The sequence below is a fragment of the Novispirillum itersonii genome (assembly GCF_014205675.1).
Lineage (GTDB): Bacteria > Pseudomonadota > Alphaproteobacteria > Rhodospirillales > Rhodospirillaceae > Novispirillum > Novispirillum itersonii_A.
Genome location: NZ_JACIIX010000006.1, coordinates 87,034 through 103,597, shown reverse-complemented (window position 1 = coordinate 103,597; position 16,564 = coordinate 87,034). Strand labels below are relative to the sequence as shown.

Here is a 16,564-nt window from a genome sequence, read left to right as displayed (position 1 = left end):
CTGCGGACCGCCCCGTTAGCTTTTGGGGTTTCCTCCCTCTTCCGCAGAAGGGGGAGGCCCCGTCATCGTCCCGAAGAGCTTAATGCGACAGCAGCACCGGCACGGTCAGGTGGGCGATGATGTCGCGGGTGACGCCGCCGCGCAGCATGTGCGGGAAGCCGTAATGCCCGAAAGCCCCCATCACCAGCAGGTCAGCGGCGATGTCAGTGCAATGCGACAGCACATAATCGGCAACGCCGATATCCTTGACTTCCAGCAGTTCGCGGTCGGCATTGATGCCGTGGCAGGCCAGATGGTCGCACAGGCCGGAACCGTCCAGCGGGCGGGCCCCCTGCGGGTTCATCGCCATCACCACCACCCGCTCGGCATTGCGGATCAGCGGAATGGAATCGTTGGCGGCGCGGGCAGATTCCCGGCCCCCGTTCCACGCCACCAGAACCCGGCTGCCGATGTTGGGGAAGGACCCGGCGTAGGGCAGCAGCAGAACCGGACGGCCGGAATTGATCACCACCTGCTCCGCCAGATCAGACGGGGTGCGGCTGCTGCGGTCTTCGCGGTCGGTCTGGCCCAGAATGGTCAGATCGGCGCGGCGGGCGGCCTCGATCATGGTCTGGGTGACCTGATGGTGGTTGCCATGCACCAGCGACCGCCACACCGCCGGAATCCCGGCAGCGGCGGTGCGGGCCTCAAACTCTTTTCCGGCAGCGTCATAGGCGATCACCACCTCGGCTTCCGCAGTACGGCCAAGCAAGCCGGAATCCACCTCGGCGAACACGCCGACCACCCGGCTGCCCCAGCGCTTGGCCAGAGAAATCGCGGTCTCCAGACGGTCCATGGCGCGGTCGCTGCTGTCCAGATGGACGATCAGATTCTTATAGCTCATTCTGCTGTAAACCCCTGTTTGGTTTTTATTGATCCATACCCCTGCCTGAGCAGGCGGAGCAGGTCTTGATTCCGGCCTGACACCGGCGGTGGATATCTCCCATCGTCACCGCCGCCCCGGCGGCACCCTTGCGGCAGTTTACCGCTCCGGGACCGAGGGCAGACCGAGAATTTTCCGGGCCTCGGCCACCGAGGCTGCCCGAAAACCGTAATTAATGCAACGATCGGCGGCCCGCCGGACCAGCTGGGCATTGCTGCTGACCAGCTCATCGCGGGTGATGCGGATGTTGTCTTCCAGACCGGTGCGGATATGGCCGCCAAGGTACAGCGCCCAATCCATCACAATGTCCTGATGCCGCCCGAGGCCGGAGGCCATCCAGGTGGAATCCGGGAACAGGTTGTGGATTTCCGCGACGATAAAATCCAGAACCTGCCGCCGGGCCGGAAGAGCCCCCTGCCCGCCGAGAACGATGTGGAAATGCAGCGGCTCCCGCAGCAGTCCCTGATCGCACATGGCACGGGCGGTGTAGATCATCGACAGATCAAACACCTCGATACACGGCTTGATATGCAGGTCGGCGCAGGTGCGGGCCAGCTCGTCAATCACATCCGGCGGATTGTGATAAACCCCGTTGGGAAAATTGACCGATCCAAGGGCAATCGCTGCCATATCCGGGCGCAGCGGCAGGCTGGCCGCCCGGTCAGCAGGCGACCCGGCAACCCCGCCGGTGGACAGTTCGATGATCATGCCGGGGCAATGCTCATAAACCCCTTCCATCACCACCGCAAAGCGTTCGGGCAGGAAACAGGGGCGCTCGTGCTCGTCGCGGACGTGCAGATGCAGCACCGTCGCCCCGGCCTCAAAGGCTTCGTGGGCGCTTTCAATCTGCTCCGCCGGTGATACCGGCACCGCCGGATTGTCAGCCTTGCGCGGGCGGGATCCGGTAATGGCACAACAGATGACGATAGGACGACTCATCCCCACACTCCCTGATTCCGCTTCGGGCGTCATCCCGCGTCTCCCCCCGGAGGCGGCACGCCCCGGACCGGGGCGCGGCGATGACGTAACGGAAACCGGACATTCATGCAACAGATGTCCTATCCTACGAAAAAATCTGCTGCATTCCCAGAGGCATCACGCCAAAATCACCGGAAATTCACGGAAAAGGCGAAAGCCTCTGCCAAGGGGCTCTCAGGCCGCAGAAAGCAGGTCATTCCGGCGAAACCGGCACAGCTTCTGCGACAGGTCCGGACCGCCGGGCCGCAGCGCTCTCCCCCGCCTCCTCTGCCCGGCAGTTGACCTGACGCCCGCTTTCAGGCACACCCGGCCTGCCTTTCCCCCCATCCCCCGAAGGACCCCGCCGTGCAGCTGCTTCTTGCCCCGATGGAAGGGCTGATGGACCCCGCCATGCGCGGTCTGCTGACCGCCCTTGGCGGCTACGACCGGGCTGTCAGCGAATTCGTCCGGGTCTCACAGGGGGTGCTGCCCGCCCACGTCTGGCACCGGTACTGCCCGGAGCTGCTGACCGGCGGCACCACCGCCGCCGGAACCCCGGTTTACGTCCAGATCATGGGGCCGGAGCCGGAGGTGACCGCCGATAACGCCGCCTATGCGGTCAGCCTCGGGGCTCCGGGGATTGACCTGAACTTCGGCTGCCCGTCAAAGACCGTCAACCGCCGCTGCGCCGGGGCCAGCCTGCTGAAAACGCCGGACCTGATCGCCGATATCATCGCCGCCACCCGCCGGGCCGTTCCCGCCGGGATCCCGGTCACCGCCAAGGTGCGGCTGGGCTATGAGGACAAAGAGCATTTTCTTGATATTGCCCGCGCTGTGGAAGACGGCGGTGCCACCTCGGTGGCGGTACACGCCCGCACCCGGGCCGAAGGCTACCGCCCGCCCGCGCACTGGCATTATGTGGCGGAGATCCGGGCGGCCCTGCACATTCCGGTGATCGCCAACGGCGAAATCTGGACCCCGGAGGATTATGCCGCCTGTCGCGCTGCCAGCGGCGGCCCTGATGTCATGCTGGGGCGCGGTGCCATCGCCCGCCCTGATCTGGCCCGCCGCCTGCGGGACCACGGCACCGCATGGCCATGGGAGCGCATTGCCGCCTGCTTCCTGCGCTATGACGACGCCCTTGCCGCCGATGACTGCACCCCAACCATGCGGGCCGGGCGGCTGAAGCAGTGGCTGGCGCTGGTCAAACAGCATGCCGCCACCGACTGGCCCTTCACCCCGGCCCTGTTTGAACACCTGAAGGGTCTGACCGACATCACCGCCGTGCGGGCGGCCCTGTCGGACCCCTCCGGCCTTTCTGGCGTCGATACCGGCGTTCCGACTCGGGGGTGATTTTCGCCTGTTCCCGACCGATCCGGCCCCGGGGGAAGACTGGAACGCCGTGCCGTACCAAAGATTTCCACAGGCATGGATTTGCCCGTGGCGACAGACTGTTGCATCCGGCGGAGCTAAGTGCCAGAAACAGTGTCAGGATGTATTCTCCGGCGGCACCGGGGGGTATACCCGGCGCAGAGACAGCCGGACATCAGCCGGCTGACGGTTTTCCAGTGGGGGAGAGGACCGCGCGATGCGCTTCCGCTGCATTCGATCGATGGTTGCTGCATGTCCGAGACGCATCCCATAATGCAGACACCACGCCGTCGGGCCGGGATCCCGCGTGAGCGGGCCGGGCAGCCCCCTGTTCCGCGCCATGCTGACGGGCATGGGGACGGTCACGCTGATGTCTCAGGAGGAGAGGTTGACGCCCTGCCCGATTTCCTACGTGCCGCCCCATCGCGACGGCCTGTGCCGCGCCTTCTCTCCTCTTCTGCTCCGGTGCTGCCCTTGACACGCTCTGTCCTGACCGCCCTGACCGCAGGCCTGATGATCGGCGGCGGCCTTCTGTTCGTCGGTGGAATCACCGCCGGGGTGGTGTGGGTATCGGGCCGGGGCCCGGTCCAGACCGCCACAATTCCCATGCCGCCGCCCGCACAGGCGACGCTGTCCCCCGGGGTGACGGTGGATCCCGATCCCACTCCGGTGCGGCCGCAGGTGTTTACGCCGCCCCCCGCTCCGCCGGAACCGGAGCCCGCCCCGGCCCCGGTTGCAGCCCCGGCGGCCCGCCCGGCCCCGCCCTCTGCCCATACACCGGCCCAGACCGCAGGCATGCCTGCGCCACCGGCACCGCTGAAGCCTTCCGATCTCGACGCCAAACCGCCGCAGTCGATCCTGAGCATGCTGCTGAAGCCGGTTCCGCCGGGCAGCAGTGCCGAGCCGGAAGCTCCGCCGCCGCCGGTCCGGCAGGCGGTGCCCTCCGTGCTGTCGCCGACCCCGGTCCCCCAGTCTGCGCCCCCCGCTCCGGTGGTCAGCCCGCGTCCGCAGGTGTCGGCTGCGCTGCCTCCGGCTCCGGCTCCGGCTCCGGCTCCGGCTCCGGTAACCCCGTCTCAGACCCCGCAGCCGCTGGCAACCCTTCCGCCGGGTGTTGAGCCGGAACCGGTCAAACCTGACCCGACGAAGGCTGCCCCTGCGAAGATCGAGCCGGCTAAGACCGAACCGGCAAAGGTTGCTCCGCCGCCGGAACCCGTCAAAGCCCTGCCCGCAAAGCCGGAAGCGAAACCCCCGGTTAAGGACGCTGCGGCAAAACCGGCGAAACCGGACCCCAAACCGGCGGCCAAACCGGAACCGAAGGCTGAAGCGAAAGCAGAACCGAAGGCCGAGAGCAAGGACACCGCCAAAGCGGACGCGAAAGCCGAAACCAAATCAGAGGCCAAACCGGAGACAAAACCGGCGACGGAACCCTTGGCCGTGCAGTGGAAAGACGGCACCGCCGGTCCGGCAGTCGGCAGCGTCGCGGCACCGGCATCCCAGCAGCAGCAGCCCCAGCAGCAGGCATCTGTCATGGATGCGCTGGCCCTGCCGCAGGCTCCGGTCGGATCCCGGGTGGAAGTTGCCGCCGATGGCCAGCGCCAGACAGTGACCACACGCAGCACCGCCCCGGCCAAAGACAACAAAGAGACCAAAGAGACCAAGGCCAGCGTTGCCCCCGGCACCATTGCCATCCGGTCCGGCGTGTTTGCGCAGGAAGAGAATGTCCGCAGCCGTCTGGCAGAGCTGAAAGCCATTGGCCTGAGCGGATCCGTCTATTCCTTCACCAACAATGCCGGTAAAACCATGAAGGTGGTGGAAGTCGGGCGCTATTCGTCCCGCAAGGCTGCCGCCCCGGTGATCGCCAAGCTGAAGGCCCACAAGCTGGAAGTTTATGTGGCGGACCCGCCGTAAGATCTCCCGCCGGGGTGGCCATCCCGTTCTGCCCCGGCCTGTTTCCGTCGTTTCCAACAGGATAAGTGCCTCATGAGCAAGCCCCCCTCTGACACCGATGGCCGCCCCGGCGTTGATCTGCCCGGTCTGTCCCTGCCGGTGGAAGGCCCGGATGGCAGCACGCAGGCCCTGCTGGTGCCCATCCGCCCCCCGGCTGACCCCGACGCGGTGATTGACCTGATCGGCCGTCTGGATGCCTTTTTTGAAGAAGAAGCCGCCGACCCCGCAGATGCCACGCTGGGGGCGCTGCTGCTGTCGCTGGCTGCCAGCATGCAGGTCAACACCGACTGGCCGGTGACAGCGCGTCTGGATGCTTTCCTGCAACAGGTGACGGAACTGGTGGAGGACGCCCGATCCTATCTGGACACCACCACCCACTGAAGGCACGGCCTGATATCAGGCCCGTCAGACAGCAAAAGCGCTGCCCCCACCCGGGCGGCGCTTTTTTCTGCCCACAGAGCAGCATGGTCCCGGTAAGGGCAGACCACGGACTGGCCACCGAACGCGTTGAGACCCTCCCGAGGGGCCCGCTTGGGGCACGCCCATACCCCGGAAACCGGGGTGTCTGAAGGCCAAAAACAACAAGGCGCCTCCCGGGGGCCGGGAAGCGCCAAAGGCGGGTCATGTCAGCACACGGCATCGTGCCAGCCGATCACGACCAATCTGGGAAGGGTAGAAGGGTCCATAAAACCTTAAAAGCGACCGGACGCTCCGTGGGATTGCTCGGGGGGGGATGCACGGAGCGTCCGGTCTTTTTTGCCTGCCGGGGTCGGTCAGGCCTCTTTCACGGCTTCAATCACGAAGCCGCGATCTCGGGGATACCGATTAAAAATCTTGTTTCGGGCTTGGTCCGGGGTCTCCGCGACAACCTCCACGTAATGCGTTTCACTCCAGCTGTCGGCCAGATCCCGGTGATGGTCTCCGCCGTAAACCAGACGCCGGACATCGGCGTTGTGGATCGCTATTTCGTATCGGGTCATCGTGGGTACCAACCCCGTGCCTGATGAAGAGACATTACCCGGCCCTCCTGTTCTCAACAGTGACGTTCATCACAGGGGGTGCTTTTTTGCCCATGGTGTGCAGATTTTTTCTGCATGGACACACTCCGCTGTTTCATTTCCCCCCACTGTGGCAGCCTGATGTGGCCAGAAAATGGCACATCCCCCGGTATCAGCCCGGTTGAAAGACCGTAAAAAAGCCGCCCCGGAATACCGGAGCGGCTTTTTGTCAGATCACAGGATCCGGTGACTTACGCCGACAGATCCGCCCCGGCAATCGCCCGGTCCAGCAGCTCCACCGACTTATCGACGCCGTACAGGGCATAGAAGCTGCCCATGCGCGGCCCCTGATCCTGACCCAGCAGAATTTCATACTGGGCCTTGAACCAGTCGCGCAGCCCGGGGAACGTATCCGCGTGAGCCTTGCCGATTTCATAGACGATGTTTTGCAGCTCTTCCGCACCGGCACCGGCAGGGGCAGCCTTAAGCTGGTCGCGCAGGTCGGTCAGGGCTTTCAGCTCGGCCTCGGAAGCCTTGCGGAACTGCTTGGTCGGCTTGACGAAATCGTTGTAGTAGACGATCGCGTAAGACACCAGCTTGTTCAGGAACGGCGTTGCTTCCGGGCTGGCATCCGGGGCGTAGTTGCGGATGTAATGCCACAGCACGTCCGGATCATCGGTATTGGCGACGCCGACCAGATTCAGCAGAATGCCGAAGCTGAGCGGGCTGGTGGTCTGCGGCGGATTGGCATGGTGCAGGTGCCACGCCGGATTGTTGACCTTACCCTTATCGTCCTGACCGTGGAAGCTGTCCACATGGGCGATATACTCATCAACCGCACGCGGGATCACGTCAAAGAACAGACGCTTGGCCGCCTTCGGCTTCTGATACATGAACAGGGCGAGGGACTCTTCCGGGGCGTACTTCAGCCAGTCTTCCACCGACAGGCCATTGCCCTTCGACTTGGAAATCTTCTGGCCTTTGTCATCCAGGAACAGTTCATACGACAGGTTCTTCGGCGGGGTGCCACCGAGGATGCGGCAGATCTTCGCCGCCAGTTCCACCGACGGGATCAGGTCCTTGCCGGACATTTCATAGTCCACGCCCAGCGCGTACCAGCGCATACCCCAGTCCGGCTTCCACTGGAGCTTACAGGCGCCACCGGTGACCGGGGTTTCGATCTTCTCCCCGGTTTCCGGGTCCTGATAGACGATGGTTCCGGCGTCAGCATCATGATGGATCACCGGCACCTGCAGCACCACGCCGGTGCGCGGGCATACCGGCAGGAACGGGCTGTAAGTGGCCTGACGTTCCGCCCCCAGCGTCGGCAGCATCACCGCCATGATCTCGTCATAGCATTCCAGCACCCGCTTCAGGGCATGGTCGAACATGCCGGAGGCATAGCACTCGGTGGCCGACTTGAATTCATATTCAAAGCCGAAGCTGTCGAGGAAGCCACGCAGGCGGGCGTTGTTGTGGTGCCCGAAGCTTTCATGGGTGCCGAACGGATCGGGGATCCGGGTCAGCGGCTTGCCGAGGTGCTCGCGGACCATCTCCTTGTTGGGGATGTTGTCCGGCACCTTGCGCAGGCCGTCCATATCATCGGAGAAGGCGAACAGCTTGGTCGGCATATCCGGGGCCAGCAGCTGGAAGGCACGGCGCACCCAGGTGGTGCGGGCCACTTCGCCGAAGGTGCCGATGTGCGGCAGGCCCGACGGGCCATAGCCGGTCTCGAACAGGACGTAGCCTTTCTCCGGTTTTTTGCCACCCAGGCGTTTTTCCAGCAGGTCACGGGCTTCCTGAAAGGGCCAGGCCGAGGAATCGCGGGCGAGATCAACCAGAGAGTCGCTCATCAGTGTTCGGGTCCACATCAAAATGTTGAAGGAAACGGCCCGCCCGGCCGGATCGACCGGCAGCAGACCAAGGCTGGCACCCTATGCCGCGCCGCCGCGTCCGTCAACGCCGGAGGGGTACCATCGGGGATTCCGTGATCACATTTTTTTGCGGGTGCGGCAGAAAAACAGCAAAACGGGGGACGGCGATGATCCGCCTCCCCCGTTTGTGCATCAAAAGCCTCTGTTTGCAGCGGCCTTCCGCCACAGAGTGATCTTGATACCGCCCGGCCAATGAACTGACCGATTGGGTCAGTTCATGCCGAGACGGTAACGCTCAGACGCCGCGCGGGCTCGCCGACCGGCAAACGGATCATTTCAGAGGTCGGTCGGCCTTACTTCTGTTCAGCGACCTGCGCCGCATCGTCACGGTAGGTGACAACCAGCTGGTTGTTGATCATTTCGCCCTTCACCACGTCCCGGTTCAGCACCGGACGGGTGACGGTCTGGTCATAAATCGGCTGGGCATCACGGCCGGAGGTCCAGCCCACCGGCTTGGCAGCGGTGATGACATAGGTCTTGTCGCTGTACACCGGGGTGGCTTCGCCGCCGATCTGTTCCATGCCAACCGGCACGCGGCCCTTCAGAAGCTGGTCGCTGGCCTGCGCGGCGGAAAGGGACGCAGCGGCGGCGGCGGCGAAAGCAACGGCGGCAAAAGCGGTCTTGAAAGCAGACATGATGTGCTCCTTATAAGCGGTCATCCGGGGGGCCGGTTAAGCCTCAGCTCCGGGGGTGGCCTTCAAATCGAACTGAACTGTTCAGTTCTGTTGAGACAAACTTAGCCCTCCCCGATCCTGACCGCAAGATCAAACTGAACAGTTCAGTTTAGTTTTTTCCGATCAAAACCGCCGCTTTTTCCGATCAATCCTAATAACCGTTGTTTTTCATCAGGTTACCTAACATACCTATGAAGACGCCCTCTTTTTCGGCCTTCCTGCAAAAAAGTGCTTGCCCGTCACAGGCTCGGGTGCTAAATACCCGGCCCTCAACTGGTTGTTCCGGTGTAGCTCAGCGGTAGAGCCCCCGACTGTTAATCGGGCTGTCGTAGGTTCGAATCCTACCGCCGGAGCCAGTTGAGATAAAAAAAGCCACGGCCCACGCAGCCGTGGCTTTTTTCATTCCGGCGTCCTGCCCTGCCATCGCCCGGAGCCCCGTAGCCCGTTCTTTCCAAATCCTTTTCCGCCTTTGTAGCCATCCGGCAAAAAAAGTGCGGATCGACAAAATCAATGCTTGCCGAGCCCGGATCAGGCTGCTAAAAACCCGGTCCTCGACTGGTTGTTCCGGTGTAGCTCAGCGGTAGAGCCCCCGACTGTTAATCGGGCTGTCGTAGGTTCGAATCCTACCGCCGGAGCCAGTCGAGATAAAAAAAGCCACGGCCTGCAAAGCCGTGGCTTTTTTGATTCCGGGTTCCCCCGTTCGCGGCGGTCAGTTCCCGGCCCCTCCGGCCAGATCCCCCGCCCGCAGGGCCAGCCACAGCACCGCCACATCCTCCGTCCGGTCCAGAGACCGTCCGGTCAGGCTTTCCACCTTGCGGATGCGGTAGATCAGCGTGGTCTTGTGAATATTCAGCCGGGCCGCCGCCGCCTGCCATGACCGGTTTTCTTCCAGAAACACCCGCAACGACAGCAGCAGCACCCCGCCCTGTGGCTGATCCGGCTGCCGCAACGGCCCGAGAACCGCCTGAAAGGCATCTGCCGCCTCCGTCAGGCTTTCCGGCAGCCACGGCAGCCGGGCACCATGGCCGCTGTAGCCGATGACCTCGCCCGGCCCGGCATGGGCTTCGGCCAGACGGGCCTCGCGCAGCGCATCCGGCATCCGCCCGGCCCGGCCGACCGCCAGACTGGCCCCCAGCCCACCCCCGAGAACCGAGGCAACAAACGGCAGGTCTGCCGGCTGGGCCAGCACCAGCACCTCATCCCCCTGCGCCCGCAGCACCACCGGCACCTCCAGCTGCTGGAAGCGGACACTCCAGTCACTCAGCCTGTGCCGGGGCAGACGGGTCACCGCCAGACAGGCGGTTTCCAGCCGCAGGTGGAACGGCTCCAGCTGCTCCGCCGCCTGATGCGGGGACAGGCGCTGCGCCAGCAGGTCATCCAGAATCTGCGCCCCCAGCCGCAAAGCGCGCTCGGCCTCCGCCTGCAACCGCTCCATGGCGATGCCGACCACGGCAACCAGATGATGCAGCAGGCTATAATCGGGCAGCGGATCCCCCACCCCCCGGACCAACAGCACCCCTCCGCGCCGCGACGGCACCGACAGCGCCAGCACCTCGCCCTCCGGCAACGGATAGCGGCGCACCAGCGGCTGGGTGATGGAAAACTCCAGCGGTTGCCGCCGCACCGCCTCGCGCAGCGAGGGCGGCAGCTCTGCCCCCCGGGGCAGCCACGCCCGCAGCGGCTCCTGCGGATCCAGCAACAGCAGACCGGCCCCGATATCCTGTTCCAGCCGCTTCAGCAGCGGCTCCAGCGCCAGCCCCTCCATCGCCACCCGGGCGCTGGCACACAGGCGGGCAATGGTGTTGCGGCGCTCAAACTCCTGCTGACGTCCAGCATCGACAATCGCCCGGGTCACACTGGCAAACGGCACCCCGTATTCGGTCAGCAGCACCGGAAACCCCAAACGCTCCGCCGCCGCATACAGGGCCGACAGGTCCGCCGGGGCCTGCATGTTCTCCCCGATCATCAGCCCGGCCAGACCGGCCTGTGACAGGGCGCTGACATAGGCCGCCTGATCGGCCGGAGCCCGGGGGATGCCGATGCCGGTGGTCATCAGCAAATCCCCCTCCCCCAGCCATTCCGTCGGGTCGGAAAGTTCGCAGACATGGGCCCAGCGCACGGCGCGGTCGAGATTCCGGTCCGCCAGCGGACGGGTCCGCAGCTCCGGCATCGCAATCAGGTCAAGAAGCCGCAGCGGCATCGCGTTCCCTTTTCAGACCATCAACACCCCGATGGCACCCGGAAGGGGGTGGCAGGGGGCGGATCAGGATTTATCTTCCAGCCCGGACGGAGCCAGCCCGGCCAGCAGGCGGTCCAGCGCCGCCGGAGGCCGCCCCTGCATCTCCGCCCGCTCCTTGCGGATCACCGCCTGCCGCACCAGCGACCCGCCGACAAAGCGCAGCGGCTCCGGCGGAAAGGCCCGGCATGCCCGCCCGACCAGCGCACAGCCGCTCCACTCATCACGGTGGCCCAGCGCCAGACTGGCAAGAATCCGCCCGCCCAGACGGCTGGGGCCGACGCCATTGCCACTCCAGCCGATACCATAATGGATATTGCCCTGTCCGGTCAGGCTGCCAAACACCGGCAGGCTGTCATAGGCGCGGTCAATCGGGCCGGACCATCCCCCCTCCACCGCATCCGGCGGCAAGGCCGGATAGGTGCGGGCCAGATCGGCGCGGGTCATCGCCAGACTGGCGGCATGGTCACTGAAGGTGCCGTCAATCCTGCCGCCGTAAGCAATCGCCCCGGTGCCCTTGCCGAACGCAATCCGCCCGTCACGGGTGGTGCGGTAGTAATCGACCATCAGCTGGGAGTCGGTAATCGACTCTCCGCCGGTCCAGCCGCCCTCCTCCAGCGCCTGCTTCACCGGGCGGGTGATGACGATGGAGCTGTTGACCGGCGTAATCAGCCGCGCCAGCTCCGGGATCGCCGCCGACCACGCATTGGTCGCCAGCACCACCGCCCCGGCCCGCACCTGCCCGCCTGCCGTATGCACCCGCGCCGGAGAGCCGGGCTCAATCCCCGTCACCGCCGATCCTTCATAGATCCGTACCCCGGCCTCCGCCGCCACCCGGCGCAGCCCCTGCGCCAGCGCCGCAGGCTGCACCGTGGCGTTGGAAGCCTCAAACACCCCGGCCAGATGCACCGCCGATCCGGTGCGGCGCGCCACCTCCGCCGGGGACAGCCGCTCAAACGGCTGCACCCCCAGCCGGGCACAGGCCGCCAGTGTCCCGTTCCACGCATCGACATGCGCCGGGGTGGTGGCCGTCCACAGCCAGCCCTTCTGCACGAAATGGGCATCAATGCCGTGCTGCTGGCAGAACTCCCCCAGCTCCGTGATCGCCCGCTCGGCACTGTGGCCGAGGAACAGCGCCTGATCCGCCCCGCACTGGGACGCCAGCGTGCCGATCTTCGGCCACCACGACATGACAAAGCCGCCATTGCGCCCGGAGGCCCCGCCGCCGCAGACATCCTGCTCCAGAATCACCACCCGGCACCCGGGGTCGTGCTGCTTCAGGGTCAGCGCCGTCCACAGGCCGACAAACCCGCCGCCGAGAATGGCCACATCGGCCTCCTCCACCCCCGCCAAGGCGGGAAACGGCGTAACGGGACCCAACGACTGCTGCCAGTGGCTGCGCTTCAGCGGGGCGGTATGCGGAAAACGGATCATCGGGCCGGGCCTCCGGGCGGGGACAGTGCCCCCACTCTCCCGCCCCTGCCCCGGTGCCGTCAATGCAACCGGATTAGAAAGATCGGAGAGCTGATGCGACGATCGGAGGAAACGGGAGATGGGGCGGGAGGGAAGGAACGCAGGGCGCTGCCCTGCATCCGCAAGAAGGCTTGGCCTCCTTGACCTTGGTTTAGAGAGAGGTTGTCACACAGCAGGAGCGCCGTATGTTCAAATCCCTATCCCGCAACCAAATACCCGGGATTGGCCATAGAGCTCTTTTTGGCGTGTCCGACTTATATCACCGGCCTGATCGGGTCGGACGGCGAACGCTTGCTGTCGCACCATTCGTCACCCCCTCAATCCGCTTGTGCAGACCGGGTGATTCCCTCCACCTGATCGTTGGCAGGCATGGCTCCTTGACAAAGTAAGGAAATTTCCTTACCTATACCAAGGACCAGAATTGGAGCCAAGTCATGGGTACGCTGCTGACAGAAGAAAGCACCATCACCGCCAAGGGGCAGACGACGATCCCCAAAAGTATCCGGAAGGCTTTAGGCGTCGATTACGGCGGCAGCATCGCCTTCTTTGTTGACGATCAGCACCGGGTTTATATCGAGAAAGCGAAGGAGGAGACGCGCGATCCGGTCGTCGACCGTTTCCTCGAATTTCTGGCCAACGACATGAGCGGGCACCCCGGGACCTCCATCGCCGCGCTGCCCGCAAGCCTTCGCGACCGGGTGACCGCCCTTGTCGGGGACATGGACGTTGACCTTGACGCCGAGATTGACGGGGATGTCGCACTCTAACCATGATAACGATCAACGGCTGGACTCTTCTGGCACATCCCCTCTTTCTCGATCAGGTGGAGAAGCTGACCGGCAGCGTTGAGGCGTTGAAGGCCGAAAAGCCCGACGCCTACCAGAGGAACGCAAACACGAAGCTGTTGGCCGCTCTGTACAAGCTGGTGTTCCAGATCATCCCTGCCGATCCGACGGCAACCGTTTACCGACAAGGCTCGACACTTGGCGGGGGGCATAAGCACTGGTTCCGGGCAAAGTTCGGCAATGGCCGCTTCCGCCTGTTCTTCCGCTATGATTCGACCGCCAAAATCATCATCTTCGCCTGGGTGAATGATGAAACGACTTTGCGGACCTATGACGCGAAAACCGATGCCTACAGGGTTTTCAAAGGGATGCTGGAGGACGGCCATCCACCTGATGATTGGGTCGAGCTTCGTAAAGCCGCGTCTGATCAGGCCGCAATAGATCGGCTGAAAAAAGCCGCCCTCCCGGATCTGTGACGATCCCGGCTGATCGTCACAGAATTATCCTTCCCCTACGCCCCCGCCCTTACATCTCCCCCACCCAGTCTTCCGCCAGCACATCCCGGCCAAGGCCGAGGCTGAGGGCGAGGTGCAGCTTGGTCAGGGCGGCTTCCCGCGTCATATGCCCCCCGGCGATTACCCCGGCGTCGGCGAAGGCGGCCCCGGCTTCATAGGTGTCGAAGGCAATCGCACCGTGCAGGCACTGGCTGACCGCCACCATCACCGTGCCGCCGTCGCGCAGGCGGTGCAGCAGGCGCACCAGCCCGGCATCGGCGGTCGGGCCGGTTCCGCTGCCGAAACATTCGACGATCAGCCCCTGTGGCGGCACCGCAAACAGGCTGTCGGCGTGCAGGCCGATGCCGGGGTGCAGGGTCAGGAGCGCCACGGTCGGCACAGGCGCGGTTTCGGCCACGGCCGGCAGGCTGGCGCGGCCGGGGGCAGCAACGGCGGTCTGGGGCCGCGGCTGACCATCCAGCAGGGCGGCGGCGTCGCGCATGGCGTCCATGTCGTGGGCCATCAGCTTGCGGGCGCGGGCACCGTGGATCACCCGGCCATTGAAGCAGACGGAAACACCGTGCTGCGCCGCCGGGCCGTCGGCCATCGCCGTCACCGTTTTCAGGGCCAGCCCGAGGTTAGCCCCGCCGTCGGAGCCCTCAGCCACCATCGGCACCATCGCCCCGGTCACGGCCACCGGAATCCCGGTTCCCGCCAGCTGGAACGACAGGCTGGCGGCGACATAACAGAGGGTATCGGTGCCGTAGATCACCACAAAGCCGTCATAGTCCGCCGCCAGCGCCCGGATATCGCGGCCAAGGCGGTACCAGACCTCCGGCCCGGCATTGGCGCTGTCCAGCAGCGGGCTGTATTCCCGCACCTCCGCCCCGTTGCGCAGGCCGGGGTGCAGGCGGTCAGTCAGGGCGGCGAAGGACGGGGCCGGGCGCCAGCCGCGTTCCCCTTGCTCCATGCCGATGGTGCCGCCGGTGTACAGGATGCAGATGCGACGGGTCATGGTGTCTCCCAATGCTTTCTTATTAGAAGTGTGTCTCTGAGGATTTTTTTGGTTAAGGGCGGCACTTTGCCATGCCGGGGCGGATTGGCAACGGTTTTGCGCGGCCCCGGGCCGGGGGCTGACAGCGGGCTTGACTTGAGTCCGGCGATAGGGTTTGTTCCGCGCCTTTTTCGCCCCCACAGGAGTCCCGCCATGCACTGCGGTTTCGATTTCGGCACCAGCAATTCCGCATTGGGGATTCATGATGGCGTCACCCCGGTGCTGCTGCCGCTGGAAGGGCAGCACCGCACCATGCCGACTGCCCTGTTCTACCGCCCGGAACGCCCGGCCCCCGATCTGGGGCGGGAGGCGATGCAGGCCTATCTCGGCGGCGATGAGGGGCGGCTGATGCGCTCCATCAAGTCGGTGCTGGGCACCAGCCTGATCGAGGAAACCACCCGCGTCGGCAACCGTCAGGTGCCGTTCACCGCCGTGCTGCATGACTTCATCGCCGAGGCCAAGCGCCGGGCTGAAGCCGCCTGCGGGCACGACCTGACCGCCATCGTGCAGGGCCGCCCGGTCAACTTTGTCGATGGCAACCCGGAGGGCGACCGCGCCGCACAGGCGACGCTGGATGGCATCCTGCGCTCGGTCGGCTTCAAGCATATTGAATTTGAGTACGAGCCGGTCGCCGCCGCCTGCCTGTATGCCGACCAGCACGCCGGGGCGGTGAAGCCGGATACGCTGGCGCTGATCGTCGATATCGGCGGCGGCACCTCGGACTTTTCGCTGGTGCGGTTGACCCCGCCGGGGTCGGACCACGGGCGCACCCGTGCCGATGTGCTGGCCAGCACCGGCCTGCGGCTGGGCGGTACCGATTTTGATGCCTCCCTGTCCTTCTATAAGGTGATGCCGCTGCTGGGGCTGGGGCTGGAGGTGACGGAGAAGAAAATCCCGGCCCCGCGCTGGATCTATTCCACCCTGTCGAGCTGGCCGCGCATCAACACCCTCTATGCCCCCAAGGCGGAGCGGGACGTGCGCTGGCTGGCGGAAACCGCGCCGGATCAGCCGGAGTTCCAGCGGCTGGAAACAGTGGTGGAGCACCGCCTTGGCCACCGGCTGGGGGCGGATGTGGAAGGGGCGAAGATCGGCCTGTCCAACGCCGCCAGCCATGCCCTCGCCCTGTCGTACATTGAACGCGATCTGGCCCCGGAACTGTGGGAACGCGACCTGCGGGAAGTGCTGACCGACGGCATGGCCCGCCTGACCGGCGGCATTGATGCCTGCCTGAGCCAGAGCGGGGTGACGGCGGAGCAGATCGGTCTGGTGATCCTGACCGGCGGCTCCACCGAAATGCCGGTGGTGCAGGATGCGGTGCGCGCCCGCCTGCCGGGGGCGGAGATCACCCCCTGTGACACCTTCGGGGCGGTGGCCTCCGGGCTGGCGGTGGAGGCCGCGCGGCGGTTTGCCTGAGCAGACGCCCCCGCCCGCCCGCCGACTGAGGGGCTAAAAAACAAAGCGGAGCGCAGCGACTGGGCCATTGAGGCCCCGCGCGACCATTCGCGCGTGAGGCAAGCGGGCGGACGCCCGCGCCCGCCGACTGAGGGACCAAAAAACAAAGCAGAGCGCAGCGACTGGGCCATTGAGGCCCCGCGCGACCATTCGCGCGTGAGGCAAGGGCGCGGATGCGCCCGCCCGCCGACTGAGGGGCCAAACATACAAGGTCTAACCACCTTCTCTCTCCCCCTTGCACCCCCCGTAAACTCTCCCTATGGTTAT

Annotated in this window: 14 protein-coding genes and 2 tRNA genes; 8 read left to right on the top strand and 8 right to left on the bottom strand. The window is 65.2% G+C overall.

Features of this window, described 5'->3' with window-relative positions:
- Positions 1–79: 79 nt before the first annotated feature.
- Positions 80–883 (bottom strand): universal stress protein, encoded by an 804-nt coding sequence (locus FHS48_RS09565; protein ID WP_184263343.1) that lies wholly within the window; start codon positions 881–883, stop codon positions 80–82.
- A 138-nt stretch (positions 884–1,021) separates the two neighbouring features.
- Positions 1,022–1,861: a 3-oxoadipate:acetyl-CoA acetyltransferase gene (locus tag FHS48_RS09560; RefSeq protein WP_184263342.1), complete on the bottom strand. Its 840-nt coding sequence runs from the start codon at positions 1,859–1,861 to the stop codon at positions 1,022–1,024.
- 384 nt (positions 1,862–2,245) lie between these two features.
- On the opposite strand from FHS48_RS09560, the gene FHS48_RS09555 reads away from it, so the two are divergent.
- The 3 genes from FHS48_RS09555 to FHS48_RS09545 all read left to right on the top strand — a co-directional run bounded on the left by FHS48_RS09555 (position 2,246) and on the right by FHS48_RS09545 (position 5,578).
- The gene (locus FHS48_RS09555; RefSeq protein WP_311769117.1) at positions 2,246–3,232 is read left to right on the top strand and encodes a tRNA dihydrouridine synthase; all 987 of its coding nucleotides are present in this window, start codon (positions 2,246–2,248) and stop codon (positions 3,230–3,232) included.
- Positions 3,233–3,724: 492 nt separating this feature from the next.
- The gene (locus FHS48_RS09550; RefSeq protein ID WP_184263341.1) at positions 3,725–5,158 is read left to right on the top strand and encodes an SPOR domain-containing protein; all 1,434 of its coding nucleotides are present in this window, start codon (positions 3,725–3,727) and stop codon (positions 5,156–5,158) included.
- Positions 5,159–5,230: 72 nt separating this feature from the next.
- Positions 5,231–5,578, top strand: a complete 348-nt coding sequence (locus tag FHS48_RS09545; RefSeq protein ID WP_184263340.1) for a hypothetical protein — start codon at positions 5,231–5,233, stop codon at positions 5,576–5,578.
- A gap of 392 nt (positions 5,579–5,970) precedes the next feature.
- On the opposite strand, the gene FHS48_RS09540 is transcribed toward FHS48_RS09545, so the two are convergent.
- From FHS48_RS09540 to FHS48_RS09530, 3 genes are all read right to left on the bottom strand, one after another.
- The gene (locus FHS48_RS09540; protein ID WP_184263339.1) at positions 5,971–6,177 is read right to left on the bottom strand and encodes a hypothetical protein; all 207 of its coding nucleotides are present in this window, start codon (positions 6,175–6,177) and stop codon (positions 5,971–5,973) included.
- Positions 6,178–6,446: 269 nt separating this feature from the next.
- The gene (locus FHS48_RS09535; RefSeq protein WP_184263338.1) at positions 6,447–8,048 is read right to left on the bottom strand and encodes a lysine--tRNA ligase; all 1,602 of its coding nucleotides are present in this window, start codon (positions 8,046–8,048) and stop codon (positions 6,447–6,449) included.
- Positions 8,049–8,422: 374 nt separating this feature from the next.
- Positions 8,423–8,764: a hypothetical protein gene (locus FHS48_RS09530; RefSeq protein ID WP_184263337.1), complete on the bottom strand. Its 342-nt coding sequence runs from the start codon at positions 8,762–8,764 to the stop codon at positions 8,423–8,425.
- Between the two features lie 320 nt (positions 8,765–9,084).
- Here FHS48_RS09530 and FHS48_RS09525 point away from each other — a divergent pair.
- A tRNA-Asn gene (locus tag FHS48_RS09525) sits at positions 9,085–9,159 on the top strand.
- A gap of 207 nt (positions 9,160–9,366) precedes the next feature.
- Positions 9,367–9,441 (top strand) — tRNA-Asn (locus FHS48_RS09520).
- A 71-nt stretch (positions 9,442–9,512) separates the two neighbouring features.
- Here FHS48_RS09520 and FHS48_RS09515 read toward each other — a convergent pair.
- Both FHS48_RS09515 and FHS48_RS09510 read right to left on the bottom strand, forming a co-directional pair.
- On the bottom strand, positions 9,513–11,003 hold the full coding sequence (locus FHS48_RS09515; RefSeq protein WP_184263336.1) for a PucR family transcriptional regulator: 1,491 nt from the start codon (positions 11,001–11,003) through the stop codon (positions 9,513–9,515).
- 63 nt (positions 11,004–11,066) lie between these two features.
- Positions 11,067–12,473, bottom strand: coding sequence for an NAD(P)/FAD-dependent oxidoreductase (locus FHS48_RS09510; RefSeq protein ID WP_184263335.1), 1,407 nt, complete (start codon positions 12,471–12,473; stop codon positions 11,067–11,069).
- A gap of 473 nt (positions 12,474–12,946) precedes the next feature.
- Between FHS48_RS09510 and FHS48_RS09505 the strand changes: the two genes are divergently transcribed.
- Both FHS48_RS09505 and FHS48_RS09500 read left to right on the top strand, forming a co-directional pair.
- The gene (locus FHS48_RS09505) at positions 12,947–13,279 is read left to right on the top strand and encodes a type II toxin-antitoxin system PrlF family antitoxin (RefSeq protein WP_184263334.1); all 333 of its coding nucleotides are present in this window, start codon (positions 12,947–12,949) and stop codon (positions 13,277–13,279) included.
- 2 nt (positions 13,280–13,281) lie between these two features.
- The gene (locus FHS48_RS09500; protein ID WP_184263333.1) at positions 13,282–13,773 is read left to right on the top strand and encodes a type II toxin-antitoxin system YhaV family toxin; all 492 of its coding nucleotides are present in this window, start codon (positions 13,282–13,284) and stop codon (positions 13,771–13,773) included.
- A gap of 49 nt (positions 13,774–13,822) precedes the next feature.
- On the opposite strand, the gene FHS48_RS09495 is transcribed toward FHS48_RS09500, so the two are convergent.
- The gene (locus tag FHS48_RS09495) at positions 13,823–14,806 is read right to left on the bottom strand and encodes an asparaginase (protein WP_184263332.1); all 984 of its coding nucleotides are present in this window, start codon (positions 14,804–14,806) and stop codon (positions 13,823–13,825) included.
- 192 nt (positions 14,807–14,998) lie between these two features.
- Here FHS48_RS09495 and FHS48_RS09490 point away from each other — a divergent pair, with 192 nt between their 5' ends.
- On the top strand, positions 14,999–16,258 hold the full coding sequence (locus FHS48_RS09490) for an Hsp70 family protein (protein WP_184263331.1): 1,260 nt from the start codon (positions 14,999–15,001) through the stop codon (positions 16,256–16,258).
- Positions 16,259–16,564 lie beyond the last annotated feature (306 nt).